Below are 11,950 nucleotides of genomic sequence, written 5' to 3' on the forward strand. Positions count from 1 at the left end.
GATGGCTCTGGAACACATGGCTACCAACAGCCTTGAACCGCAAGTCGATTCGCAATTGAACGCACCCGAGGACCGTCAGAACGAACGTCCCAGACTGAGCTTGGTCACCACTGCATTCGACGACATGTTCGACTTCGTCGAAGATCAGTGGCAGGACCGGGCGCTCTGTGCCCAAACCGATCCCGAAGCATTCTTCCCTGAAAAGGGTGGCTCGACCCGCGAGGCAAAGCGGATCTGCCAGGGGTGCGAGGTACGCGCGGAGTGTCTCGAGTACGCGCTGTACAAGGATGAGCGGTTCGGCATCTGGGGCGGCTTGTCGGAGCGTGAGCGCCGGCGCATCAAGCGCGGCATCGTCTAGTTTGGCGGGGTTCGGTCACCGATCGTCGGTGATGTTCGACGGGGTGATAACAGGGGATGGCTGCGCAGTGTGAACTGTTGCGGCACAGGATTTTTCAGTACAAAACCACTTGCAAGACAATTTCTGCACGCCGTGACCCCTGGTCACGGATATGGCACATGGCGACCCGTTGTCCCTATTGGGGCGGCGGGTCGATTGTGTCTTCGTCGACGCCGAGGTGCGCGGCAACCTGCTGCACGAGTACCTCGTGGAGCAGGTCCAACAGGTCTGCGCCCTTCTTGGCGCGACTCTCGAGCGGTCGCCGGAACAGCAGGATGCGGGCCTTGGTCGCCCGGCCGTCCGCGTCCATGCCCGGTGGGATCAGTCGGGCCAGCGGGATCGGGCCGTCGGCGGTGACCTCGGCGGGCCACTGCACGGTGTCGGGATCCCGGGGAAGCATCCGCGGGACCTCGTCGACTGCGATGTCCAGTCCGGTGAGCCGGTCGTGCCAGCGGGCATCGATCTCGGCAAAGGCTTCCAGAACCACCGCATCAAACGACTGGGACCGGCTCGTCCACGCCGGCACATGGACCGGGAGCAGGGATGATCGCAGGCCGCGACCACGACGATCGCGGACCCGGGGGACGCCTCGAACCGATCGTCGACGCCGTGGTCGGACCAGCGGAGGACGAATGGGTGCCATAAGTCGCAAGTCTAGGCAGGTCTGTGCGGTGTGTCCTACTTCGACCCGCCGGGGGATAGGGATAATCTTCCACCCGTGAGGCTTCCACGTCAGTGTTCCAGGCCCGTCTGCGCCAACCCGGCGGTCGCGACGCTGACTTTTGTGTATTCAGATTCGACCGCGGTGGTCGGGCCGTTGGCGACGTCTCCCGAACCCCACTCGTGGGATCTGTGCGATACCCATGCGACCCGGATCACCGTTCCGCGTGGCTGGGAGATGCTGCGCAGCGCGGGTGGATTCGCCGCGCCGGGACGTGATGAGGACGATCTGACGGCGCTGGCCGAGGCCGTTCGCGAAGCCTCTGGTGGCTCCCTTGTCTCGCACGTGTCCGCCGTGCCCAGCGCCGACTCTGCACCTCATCTGAGCCGGGCGCAGACCCCGGTCAGCGGTCCCGACCCGCTTCCGCGCCCGCGACCGGGTCGACGTGGACACCTCCGAGTGTTGCCTGATCCCGTGGACTGAGCTCCACCGTCTTCGGTTCGGCCACCGGCGGTTCGGTGATGTTCTCCGAACCGCGTCCTTTGCGCCTGTCCCAGGCCTTTTCGCCGTAGTGGCAGATCACCATCACGAACGTGGCCAGACCCCACCCGAAAATCAGGTCGATCACGTAGTGCTCGGCGGAGTACACCAGGGTGAACGCCATCACCAGCGCGTAGCCGGTGAAGATGGTGCGCCCGAACGCTCTTGTCCGGCCCCACATGAACATCGCGAGCAACGCGGTGACCCCGGCGTGCAGTGACGGGATCGCGGCGACCTGATTGGACTTGTCCTGTCCGACCTCGATCACGTCCCGTACCGGACCGATGTGCAGCACGTCCCAGCCGCGGCTGGAGATCCGCTCGATGTAGGGGGCAGCACCTTCGTGTTCGGGCTCCACCTGACCGAGGATGTTGTCGGGCACGATCTGTTCGGGTGTGGTGATGCAATGCGGGAAGGCCGGCCCGCCGACCAACTCGGCCGAGGTGCACTTGGCAGCGGCCCATGGGGGAGCCGCGGGTACCAGCACGTAGCCGATCAGACCAAGGAAGAAGATCATGATGAGCCGCAAGGCGAATCGGCGCCACTGCAAACGGTCGCGGAGCCAGAGGAAACCGGCGACCGCGTAGGGAACGATGAAGTAGGACATGTACACAAAGCTCGTGAACACCTCCCACCACTGGGCGTCGGCCATCTTGAGGTGTTCTTGCAGCCACACGGTCGGCACCACATGGAACATCCAGCGGTCCGCGTCGACCGCGAAATGCCACTGGGTGGGCATACCGAGGAATGCCGCGAGACCGCGCGTGGAGTCATACACCGCGAGCAATACACCGAACGGCAGCCAGTCGCGGATCACCGACAGCAGGTTGCGCCTGCCGATGGACGCGGCAGCCAGGCCGATGGCCATTGCGACGAGCACGTAGGACCGACCAAAAGACATGGTCCGGGTGCCGAGCATGACGAGCAGCGTCAGCGCCCAGATCGTCACGGTCACGCGCCGGATCAGCACCAGATTCAATCGCTCCGCGCCGAGGCGGGCAGCTTTGAACTCAGCGAAACGCAGCCGGGAGTACCAAGATGTTGGAGGGGCGTCGGTCTTCGGGCTGTGTAGATCGGTCATGATTAGGCGTTGACCCCGTTGTCGACCGACCCAGCCGGTGGCACGGTCCGATCGTCAGTGAACGGTCGCACCGGCCATCGTGTGTATGCAAGATCGTGATGCTGTACCGACATAGAAGGAGCCAATCCGTGGATCGTCCCGCGCAACTCTTCAGCCGCGAGCTGGTGAGTGCCGTCATCAAGGCCTACGACGTTCGAGGGCTTGTCGGAGAGCAGATCGATGTCCATTTCGTCCGCGCTGTGGGTGGGTCGTTCGCACGTCTGATGAAGAGCGAGGGCCAATCGGCGCTGGTGGTCGGACACGACATGCGGGAGTCGTCCCCCGAACTCGCTGCGGCGTTTGCTGACGGTGCCCTGGACGAGGGACTCGACGTGACCCTGATCGGCCTGGCGTCCACCGATCAGCTCTACTTCGCCTCCGGAGATCTCGACCGGCCGGGCGCGATGTTCACCGCAAGCCACAATCCGGCGAGCTACAACGGGATCAAGCTGTGCCGGGCCGGCGCAAAGCCGGTGGGCCAGGACAGTGGGCTGGCGACCATCTCGCGTGAATTGGTCGAAGGACCCGACGGCGATGCAAGCACGCCCCTCGCGAGGGGCGTGCTGGACGAACGCGACGTGTTGAAGGACTATGCGGCGTTTCTGCACAAGCTCGTCGATCTTTCCGGTCTGCGGCATTTGACAGTCGCCGTGGATGCGGGCAATGGCATGGGTGGTCACACAGTTCCGGTGGTCCTGGGTGGTTCCGAGGAGTTCACCGTGCGTTCACTGTACTTCGAGCTCGATGGAACATTCCCCAACCATGAAGCCAATCCGCTCGATCCCAAGAATCTGGTGGATCTGCAGGCCTACGTGAAGGAGACCGGCGCGGACATAGGCCTGGCCTTCGACGGTGACGCCGACCGTTGCTTTGTGGTCGATGAACTGGGAGATCCGGTGTCTCCGTCCGCAGTGACGGCGTTGGTGGCCGAGCGTGAACTCGCGAAGCACCCCGGCAGCATCGTCATCCACAACCTGATCACCTCCCGGGCGGTCCCTGAACTCGTCCGCGAGCTGGGTGGCGAGCCACTGGTGACCCGAGTTGGTCATTCGTTCATCAAGGCGCAGATGGCGGAAACCGGTGCGGTTTTCGGTGGTGAGCATTCGGCCCATTACTACTTCCGGGACTTCTGGGGTGCTGATTCGGGCCTGCTCGCGGCGATGCATGTGCTCGCGGCGCTGGGGGCGTCGGATCAGCCGTTGTCGAAGATGATGGCCCGGTATGAGCGCTACGCCAGTTCCGGTGAGATCAACTCGACCGTCGACGATCAGGCAGCGCGTACGGCAGCGGTGCTGGCCGATTTTGCCGACGAGGTCGCCGGTACGACGCAGATGGACGGTGTGACTGTCGATCTCACCGACGGTTCGTGGTTCAACCTGAGGGCGTCGAACACCGAACCGCTGCTGCGGCTCAATGTCGAGGCCGCGACGACCGAGCGGGTCAATGCACTGACCGAACGAATCCTGGGGGTCGTTCGGGGCTGATGACCACTACTGCCGCGAGTCGAAAGTCCTATTGCTGTCTCCGGCGTTCGACCGGATACCTGCAAGAAACTTTCGACTCGCGGCACTAGGCTGGAGCCATGTTGACCGGAGCGCCTGAAATCGACGACGTCGCCGCGCTGCTCGACGCCGACGTCGATGGCCTGCTGCCGGCTTCGGCCTTGGCCGGTGCCCAGTGTCGCGCGATGGCCGCGGCCCGGGCCGAAGGTGTGCTCGAGCCGCTCGAACGACTGCTGCCCCGCGCAGTGGTCGTGGTCTGTGGTGACGGCACTTCCGGTCGGGCCGTGGATCTCGTGATGGCACTGGCAGGCCCGCACATCGATGTCCCACTGATCAAGTGCGGAGCGGTGCCGTCCTGGATCGGGCCGCTGGATGTGGTGGTGATCGCCGGGGACGACGCCGGTGATCCTCGTTTGGCAGATGCGGCGACCCGGGCGGGCAGGCGCCGCGCCGAGGTCGTCGTCGCCGGGCCGGTCGAGGGACCGTTGCGCGAGGCATTGTCCGGTCCGGTGGTGGATCTGTCACCGCGCGTACATGTCCCTGCGCCGTATCGGTTCGCGCACTATGTGGCGGCGATGTTCGCGGTGCTCGACGGGTTGCGTGCGGTGCGGTTCGAGGGCAGGCATCCGGATCTGGCGGCGATGGCCGACGAGTTGGATTCCGAAGCTGCCGGAAACCATCCCGGACATGAGCTGTTCCACAACGCGGCAAAGGAACTGGCGGTTCGTGTTGCGGATCGTAGAACGGTGTGGACAGGGGATACGGCAGCCGGGATGGTTGTCGCGGTTCATGCGTCGCGGACGGTTTTCGCAGGTGCCGGAGTGGTCAGTACCGCAACGGATCTGGGCGAAGTACTCGCTGCGGGCGCATTGCTGGCGGGGTACGGTGGCACCATGCCGGCTGACTACGATCCCATATTTCATGACGCTGCGATCGATGGTCCGATACCGAGCGAACCTGTTCGTGTGCAGTTGCTGACCACCCCGGATCGGGAATGGTTGCTCCGTCGGCGCACCGCATCGCTGGCCGATGTCGACATCCGGACGAGCGGGCCTGCCGAGCAGTCAACCGCCGAGCCAACGGGCCGGGCATCGGGTATGGAAGACCTTGTGCCTCTGATGATTCTCGCGTTACGCGCCGATATGGCCGGTGCGTACCTGCGGCTGGTGGGCAGCCACTGATGCACCTGCTCGACGGTGTGATCAGGCCATACGCCTGGGGTTCGCGAACTGCGCTGGCAGAGCTTCGGGGGTTGCCAACGCCGAGCCCGCATCCGGAGGCCGAACTCTGGTTCGGTGCACATCCGGCGGCTCCGGCACCGGTCGACGGTGGGGCAGAGGGTGAAACCCTGCTCGACGTGGTCGATGCCGACCCGCGGGGTCAGCTCGGTGCGGCGTGTACTGACAGGTACCAGGGGCGACTACCGTTCCTGATGAAAATCCTTGCGGCAGAAGAGCCCTTGTCGTTGCAGGCGCATCCCAGTCTGGAGCAGGCAAAAGACGGATTCGCCAGGGAGAATGCCCAGGGGATCGAGGTCGGTGCGCCGCACCGCAATTACCGGGATGACAACCACAAGCCCGAATTGGTTGTGGCCATCACCGATTTCGAGGCGCTGGCGGGTTTCCGCGATGTCGGCGAAACCGTCGACCTGCTGCGGGCGCTACAGGTGCCCGAGCTCGACGCGTACCTGGGAATGCTGGCGGGACAACCTGATTCGCAAGGATTGCGGGCGTTGTTCACCACCTGGATCACGCTTCCGGAATCGGCGCTGACAACCCTGATCCCGGCGGTACTCGACGGAGCCATCCGCTATCTCTCGGACGGCAACGGCCACTTCGGGGCCGAGGTTCGAACATTTTTGGAGATCGGCGAGAGTTACCCGGCCGACTCCGGCGTGCTGGCGGTATTGCTGCTCAACCGGATTTCGCTGCGTCCGGGCGAGGGCCTGTTCCTGCCTGCGGGCAATCTGCACGCCTACCTGGGTGGGACCGCTGTCGAGGTGATGGCCAACTCCGACAACGTCCTGCGTGGTGGACTGACCCCCAAGCATGTGGACGTGCCCGAGTTGCTCCGGGTGCTCGATTTCACGCCGGTTACCGCGTCCGACGTCACCCCGACGCTGCGCACCCTCAATGCCGAATTGATCTATCAGACACCGATTTCGGAGTTCCGGCTTTCGATGGTGGAACTCGACGGCACCGGCATTCGCAAGCCGTCATCGATCCTGTTCGACGTCCCCGGGCCGCAGATCCTGCTGTGTACGTCCGGTGCGATCGAATTGAGGGGGACAGGCACCAGTCTGTTGGTCCCGCAAGGACACGCGGTCTGGCTTGCCGACAGTGATCCCGACGTCGTGGTGCATGCGGCCAGCGCGCGGAGCGTGTTCTTCCGAGCCCTGGTCCCTGTTCAGTAGACCGGGGAGGCCCCGGCAGCAGTATGCCGGCCGGGCACCGGGGCGCCGTTGGTCGAGGGCAGGCTGCTACCGATGAAGCTGATCTCATCGCCCGTTGCGACCATGGTGACCATCGCCGAGCCTCCGGGTGTCGAGATCCAGATGTCCTGGGGTGCAGCATGATTCTGGACAAGCCTGACGTCGGCGGCTTCGGTGTGGGTTCCGGGAGGTGCCAACGAGATGATCGTCGATGCATCGACAGTGGTCGGGGTCAGGCCGTCGAACATCGCCACGGTGAAATGCCCCGGGAAGACCCGTCCACCGGCCAGCGCCACGAGCCCGGGATCGCCTACCGCCGTGACGAACTGCTGCCAGTCAGTGGGGCGGTCGCTGTAGATCAGTACCCGGGCGCCGACACCGATCGCGCGCAGCAGGACCTGCTGGGCCAGGTGCAACCCGCCGGCGATCGAGACCCGATGCGGTCGGCCGCCCAGTAGGTCGACCGCCACCGCGCGTCCACTGTGGTCGGCCCCGATGAGCTGGCCACATCCGGCTGCGGCCAGAAAGACCTGCGCCAGATCGTCACCGGAGATGGTGTGTTCGGCGATCGGGGGCAGGCGGTCGGCGGCACCGACGGGCAGGCTGGCGGCGAGGGCGGCGCGCTGGCGGCCATGGAGGGGGAGCAGCCCGGCGATCTGGGGTTGCCCGCCGCGCTGGGTTCCTTCGGGGGCCAGGGCGTTGAACCTGACCAGGGTGCGTAGCGAGATTTCTCCGTCCGGTGTCGAACGAAGTCGCGACGTGACGGTCGTCGACACCGACGGGACCGCCCACACCGCGTCCAGCGCGGACGTGAGGTGTTCGGGCGAGACCGCAAATGTTGACATCTGTAACCGGCCGATCGAGACCGACTCCCAGCTCTCGGACACCTCTGCACCGCCGGCGCCATGGGCGAGTTGGGTTGTTGCGGAGGTGATCTCCGCTGCGGTCAATGCGGTCGCGGACAGTCCGCGACCACCGATCCGGTTGGCGACCCGGCGGGTGGCGACGATCGCGGTGCGCAGCGCGCCTTCGGATCCGCCGCCGCGGCGGGCGACCGCCTCCGGGCACCGGGAGGGATCGAGTCGCAGGACCACGAGGACCGATCGGTAGGCCGTGGCCGGGAGCGGGCCCAGTGTGCGCAGGTAGACCTGCGCCACGCGGCCGGTGCCGTGCGACCGGATGCCATGGCTGACGACGTCGATCGATTCGAGTTCGATGTCGAACTGGCGAACGCTCTCGGCGAGCGCAGACAGTGGGACACCAGGGATTCCGGTGCATCCACGGGGGTCGAGCAGTCCGATTGCCGGAGGCGGTGTGTCGATCCGGAGGACAGTGACCAGGGAGGTGCCGTCCCATCGGGCTCCGATGGGCGACTCGTCGGGAACCGGGATGTCGAATGGTGCCTGATCCGGCTTCGATCCGTCCGGTTCGGAGCCGCGCAGCAGGCGGCGACGCCAGAGGCCGAGCCGCAACATCGACAACCGTGCCACCGACGTCCGGCCGGGCAATGCGACCAACAGCGCCGACAGGACAACGGCGCCGACCAGCGCAATCCACCACAGCGCGCCGTTGTCATATGACAGCACGAGCGCGCCTGCGATCAACAGCTCGATCGCAACCACAACAATCATGAATCCCCCCACAGCCATCGGCCCCGATCCAATGGTCGAACTCCGGGCGGTACCCCGGGGCTCAATGCTGCTATACGCTACACCGCGGGAGGATGGGGGGAATGTTTTGCCTGCTCAATTGACGACGAAAGCTCAGGTCAACGGCTATCGCTTTCTGCTACGCCGACTCGAGCACGCGCTGATTCGGCGCGACGTGAGGATGTTGCACGACCCGATGCGGTCACAGGCCCGTTCACTGCTGGTCGGGCTGGTGCTCGCGCTGCTGGTGCTGGCCGGATTCGGCGTGTACGGACTCATCAAACCGCAAGGCACCGTTGGTGATTCGAAAATCATCGTGAGCAAGAAGGCCGGCGCGATGTATGTCTTGGTCGACGACAGATTGCATCCGGTTCTCAACCTCGCCTCTGCGCGGCTGATCAGCGGCAGCGACGAATCACCGAAGTCGATCGCCGAGAAGAAGCTGACCGGGTACCCGCGGGGACCCTTGCTCGGGATACCCGGTGCGCCGGTGGCGTTGCCAGGACCGCGGTCGACCGACGTCTCGCAGTGGACGGTCTGCGACACGGTGTCCGGTGATGATGTCGTCACCACGGTCGTCGCCGGCGAACCCGCACTCGGCGACCGGATTCGGGAGGCGACAGCGGGTGATGCCACCCTGGTCACCGCCGGCGAGGACATCTATCTCATCTTCGAGGGGAAGCGGGCCCGGGTCGATACCGACAGCGTTCCGGTGCGGCGCGCGCTTGGCATCGACGAGGCGTCGGTGCGGACGGTGAGTCCCGGTCTGCTCAACGCGATCCCGGAAGTCGAACCCGTTGTGGTTCCGACGATTTCCGGTGCCGGTGCACCATCGGCGCTGGGGGGCGACATACCCGTCGGATCGGTGATCAAGGTGACCGGTCTGTCCGGTGGGACGACCTATTACGTAGCACTGGCGAAGGGCGTTCAACAGATCGGCGAGGTCGCTGCCGAGGTGATCAGGCAGGCCGACACCGCCGGTGGTGGCAGCGTTCCGACGGTGGGCCCAGGTGCTTTGACCGGTGTCGACACCATCGAGGAGTTGCCGGTGACCGACTTCCCGGCGGTCACACCGGTACTGACCGATGTGGATGTGGACCCAGTGTTGTGCAGTGCGTGGTCGCGGACGAAGGACGATCATCAGGCGGTCCGCGGTGTCCTGCTCGGATCGACGTTGCCGCTCGGTTCGAAAGAGGCACCGGTGGTGCTCGCAGGCGCCGATGGGCCCGGACCTGGACTCGATGCAGTGTTCGTCGAACCGGGCCGCGGGCACTACATCCGGGTCACCGGCTCGGAGCCAGACAGTACCCGGGCCGAATCGCTGTTCTACGTGAGTGATTCGGGTGTTCGGTTCGGTATCCCGGATCAGAACACTGCGATTGCACTGGGACTGGGCGAGAGTCCGGTGCCTGCACCCTGGTCGATCATCTCGTTGCTGGCCGCGGGTCCGACTCTCTCGCAGGGCAATGCGCTGGTCTCGCACGACGGGATGTCACCGGATCTGACCGGAACCCAGATCGGGGCACCCGAGAACTGAACCGCCCGAGGCGAGGTCAGGCCTTCGGTGGCTTCAGCGACCGAACCAGTGATTCCCACTGATCTGCGATCTGGTCGAAAGACATGTGCCTGTGGTTGTGCAGGTGATGAATTGCCGGTGGGTCGAGCGGTGCGAGTACCGCGATGCACATCAACTCGAGGTCGCCCGAAAAGCCCATGGCCTCGAGCAGTGTTCGGGTGTGGATGACCGAAACTATGCGGGTGGGATGCAGGAAGCGTTGTGGCCCACTGTCTTCGGCTTCGAGCAGGACGTCGAGGTGCGCGGCAGTGGTGGTCAGGCGAGCGCGTCCGTATGCGATGAGCCGATCGAGGGGATCGATCTTGTCGCCGGGTGCACCGGGCCCGAGCGGCGGTGGCCCACTCATGAAGGCCTGCTGAAGCGCGGACTCCGAATGATCGAGCAGCGCGATCATGAGGCCGGACCGATTGCCGAAGCGGCGGAAAACGGTGCCCTTGCCGACTCCGGCCTCGCGAGCCACGGCGTCCATCGTGACCGCGGATGCGCCATGGCGGTCGATGAGGCGGGTGGCGGCTTCCAGCAAGAGTTGACGGTTGCGGGCGGCGTCCGCGCGTTCGGACTCGGCGGGCACGACGAGTGACATCGGCGCAGGGTGAGCCGGGCGTGGCGTGGTGGGTGAGGTCAGGAGAGGTAGTGCGGCGTCGGATGTGCCGGTTCGCGACTGGTCTTCACTCGGATTCGAGTGCGCGGGGGGCTTGGACACAGCCATGACTGTAACGGTAGCCACATCGGGAATACGTTCGGACCAGGGTCCGGTTAAATGATGCAGACATATCTATTAGTGATGCGAAGCAACAAGGAGGTTGACCTTGACCGGTACAGCTACTGGCACGAACGAGACATCTGGCGCAACCGCGAAGGTGCTGGCCCTGGTGGGAAGCCTGCGTCGCGATTCCGTGAACAGGGTGCTCGCCGAGGTGGCGGCCGACAATGCACCGCAGGGTGTTGAGGTCGCGGTGTACAGCGGCCTGGAGAAGCTGCCCTTCTACAACGAAGACCTCGACACCGACCAGGTCGATGAGTCCGTGACGCAGCTGCGCGAGGCGGTTTCTGACGCCGACGCCCTGCTCATCGCCACGCCCGAATACAACGGCACCATCCCCGCCGTCCTCAAGAATGCGATCGACTGGCTCTCGCGTCCCTACGGTTCCGGCGCGATCAGCGGCAAGCCCGTCGGTGTGCTCGGTGTGGCGATGGGGCAGTACGGCGGCAAGTGGTCGCACGACGACACCGCCCGCGCGGTCGGCATTGCCGGCGGCAAGATCGTCGAAGACGTCAACTTGCACCTCTCGACCGGCAGCCTCGGCGGCAAGGCCGTCGCCGACGTCCCTGAGGTTGTCGAGATCCTTCGCGCGGCCGTTGCCGTACTGGCCAACCAGACGGCAACCGTCGACGCCTGAGCTCGACAAGATCTAAATCTCGGCAAAGGCACACGTTCCAGTCATAAGCACACGTCGCAACGTGTGCTTATGACTGGAACGTGTGCCTTTGCTGTGGGTCGGTTCTACCGGAGGCCGCGCAGGAATCGGTCCACTGTGCGGGTCATCGTGTCCCGGCGCCCGGTTTTGTCGCGTCTACCGGTGATGCCGTCGAACACCAGGCCTTCGCACAGGCTGATCAGATCGGCGGCGTCCGCCTCCGGCTCTGACGATCCGATCGCCCGCATCAGCGTCAGCGAGTCCTGTTCGGAAAACAGGCAATCACGCAGCGTTCGTACCCGATCCGGGTCGCCCGCCACCTCGGCGAGCAGTGCGTATCGTGCCCGTGCATCCGCGTCACGGTGCGTCAGTAGATCGTCGAGGTAATCGGCGACGGTCTGTGCGGCATCCCTGCCGTCTGGCTTTGGTGCCGCTTGCGTAAACGCCGATTGCGCGCGCCGGGTGATTGCCTCGATGGCGCTGTCGATCAGCGCAGCCCGCGTGCGGAAGTAATAGGACACCGATCCGTTCGGGAGCTCGAGTCGCCGATCGACTGCGCGATGGCTCAGTCCGTTGGTTCCTGCCTCGGCGATGAGTTGGATCGCTGCGTCTGCGATGAGCTCGCGGCGATCGTTTGTCTGGTCCGTCACACGATC

Annotated in this window: 12 protein-coding genes; 7 read left to right on the forward strand and 5 right to left on the reverse strand. The window is 65.0% G+C overall.

Annotated features, from left to right (window positions below):
- The first annotated feature begins 124 nt into the window (after window positions 1-124).
- The gene (locus AC1TPF_RS10715; protein WP_482144079.1) at window positions 125-358 is read left to right on the forward strand and encodes a WhiB family transcriptional regulator; all 234 of its coding nucleotides are present in this window, start codon (window positions 125-127) and stop codon (window positions 356-358) included.
- A 175-nt stretch (window positions 359-533) separates the two neighbouring features.
- Here the strand turns inward: AC1TPF_RS10715 and AC1TPF_RS10720 are convergent, their stop codons facing one another.
- Window positions 534-1,040: a metallopeptidase family protein gene (locus AC1TPF_RS10720; RefSeq protein WP_482135157.1), complete on the reverse strand. Its 507-nt coding sequence runs from the start codon at window positions 1,038-1,040 to the stop codon at window positions 534-536.
- Between the two features lie 75 nt (window positions 1,041-1,115).
- On the opposite strand from AC1TPF_RS10720, the gene AC1TPF_RS10725 reads away from it, so the two are divergent.
- Window positions 1,116-1,541: a DUF3499 domain-containing protein gene (locus tag AC1TPF_RS10725; protein ID WP_482135156.1), complete on the forward strand. Its 426-nt coding sequence runs from the start codon at window positions 1,116-1,118 to the stop codon at window positions 1,539-1,541.
- Here the strand turns inward: AC1TPF_RS10725 and AC1TPF_RS10730 are convergent.
- On the reverse strand, window positions 1,462-2,679 hold the full coding sequence (locus AC1TPF_RS10730) for a phosphatase PAP2 family protein (RefSeq protein ID WP_482143795.1): 1,218 nt from the start codon (window positions 2,677-2,679) through the stop codon (window positions 1,462-1,464). The two genes, AC1TPF_RS10725 and AC1TPF_RS10730, sit on opposite strands and share 80 nt — an antisense overlap.
- Before the next feature lie 98 nt (window positions 2,680-2,777).
- Between AC1TPF_RS10730 and AC1TPF_RS10735 the strand changes: the two genes are divergently transcribed.
- From AC1TPF_RS10735 to manA, 3 genes are all read left to right on the forward strand, one after another.
- On the forward strand, window positions 2,778-4,202 hold the full coding sequence (locus AC1TPF_RS10735; protein WP_482143797.1) for a phosphomannomutase/phosphoglucomutase: 1,425 nt from the start codon (window positions 2,778-2,780) through the stop codon (window positions 4,200-4,202).
- Between the two features lie 98 nt (window positions 4,203-4,300).
- Window positions 4,301-5,401, forward strand: a complete 1,101-nt coding sequence (locus AC1TPF_RS10740) for a hypothetical protein (RefSeq protein WP_482135153.1) — start codon at window positions 4,301-4,303, stop codon at window positions 5,399-5,401.
- The gene (manA, locus tag AC1TPF_RS10745; protein WP_482135152.1) at window positions 5,401-6,633 is read left to right on the forward strand and encodes a mannose-6-phosphate isomerase, class I; all 1,233 of its coding nucleotides are present in this window, start codon (window positions 5,401-5,403) and stop codon (window positions 6,631-6,633) included. The genes AC1TPF_RS10740 and manA overlap by 1 nt, the downstream gene beginning before the upstream one ends.
- On the opposite strand, the gene eccE is transcribed toward manA, so the two are convergent.
- The gene (eccE, locus tag AC1TPF_RS10750) at window positions 6,627-8,300 is read right to left on the reverse strand and encodes a type VII secretion protein EccE (RefSeq protein WP_482135151.1); all 1,674 of its coding nucleotides are present in this window, start codon (window positions 8,298-8,300) and stop codon (window positions 6,627-6,629) included. The two genes, manA and eccE, sit on opposite strands and share 7 nt — an antisense overlap.
- 100 nt (window positions 8,301-8,400) lie before the next feature.
- Here eccE and eccB point away from each other — a divergent pair, with 100 nt between their 5' ends.
- Window positions 8,401-9,837 carry a type VII secretion protein EccB gene (gene eccB, locus AC1TPF_RS10755; protein WP_482143799.1) on the forward strand — a complete coding sequence of 479 codons (1,437 nt, stop codon included), beginning with the start codon at window positions 8,401-8,403 and terminating at the stop codon, window positions 9,835-9,837.
- Between the two features lie 16 nt (window positions 9,838-9,853).
- Here the strand turns inward: eccB and AC1TPF_RS10760 are convergent, their stop codons facing one another.
- Complete coding sequence (locus AC1TPF_RS10760) at window positions 9,854-10,459, reverse strand: TetR/AcrR family transcriptional regulator (protein ID WP_482137222.1); 606 nt, start codon at window positions 10,457-10,459, stop codon at window positions 9,854-9,856.
- A gap of 220 nt (window positions 10,460-10,679) precedes the next feature.
- On the opposite strand from AC1TPF_RS10760, the gene AC1TPF_RS10765 reads away from it, so the two are divergent.
- Window positions 10,680-11,276: an NADPH-dependent FMN reductase gene (locus AC1TPF_RS10765; RefSeq protein ID WP_482143800.1), complete on the forward strand. Its 597-nt coding sequence runs from the start codon at window positions 10,680-10,682 to the stop codon at window positions 11,274-11,276.
- A 104-nt stretch (window positions 11,277-11,380) separates the two neighbouring features.
- On the opposite strand, the gene AC1TPF_RS10770 is transcribed toward AC1TPF_RS10765, so the two are convergent.
- Complete coding sequence (locus tag AC1TPF_RS10770) at window positions 11,381-11,944, reverse strand: TetR/AcrR family transcriptional regulator (protein WP_482135148.1); 564 nt, start codon at window positions 11,942-11,944, stop codon at window positions 11,381-11,383.
- Window positions 11,945-11,950 lie beyond the last annotated feature (6 nt).

Source organism: Williamsia sp. Y853, from assembly GCF_056786495.1.

Excerpts from the sequence above, each read along its gene's own strand:
- AC1TPF_RS10715 (WP_482144079.1), top strand. The coding sequence starts at position 125 with ATGTTCGACTTCGTCGAAGATCAGTGGCAGGACCGGGCGCTCTGTGCC.
- manA (WP_482135152.1), top strand. The coding sequence starts at position 5,401 with ATGCACCTGCTCGACGGTGTGATCAGGCCATACGCCTGGGGTTCGCGA.
- AC1TPF_RS10720 (WP_482135157.1), bottom strand. The coding sequence starts at position 1,040 with ATGGCACCCATTCGTCCTCCGCTGGTCCGACCACGGCGTCGACGATCG.
- AC1TPF_RS10730 (WP_482143795.1), bottom strand. The coding sequence starts at position 2,679 with ATGACCGATCTACACAGCCCGAAGACCGACGCCCCTCCAACATCTTGG.
- AC1TPF_RS10735 (WP_482143797.1), top strand. The coding sequence starts at position 2,778 with ATGCTGTACCGACATAGAAGGAGCCAATCCGTGGATCGTCCCGCGCAA.
- eccE (WP_482135151.1), bottom strand. The coding sequence starts at position 8,300 with ATGGCTGTGGGGGGATTCATGATTGTTGTGGTTGCGATCGAGCTGTTG.
- AC1TPF_RS10740 (WP_482135153.1), top strand. The coding sequence starts at position 4,301 with ATGTTGACCGGAGCGCCTGAAATCGACGACGTCGCCGCGCTGCTCGAC.
- AC1TPF_RS10760 (WP_482137222.1), bottom strand. The coding sequence starts at position 10,459 with ATGTCACTCGTCGTGCCCGCCGAGTCCGAACGCGCGGACGCCGCCCGC.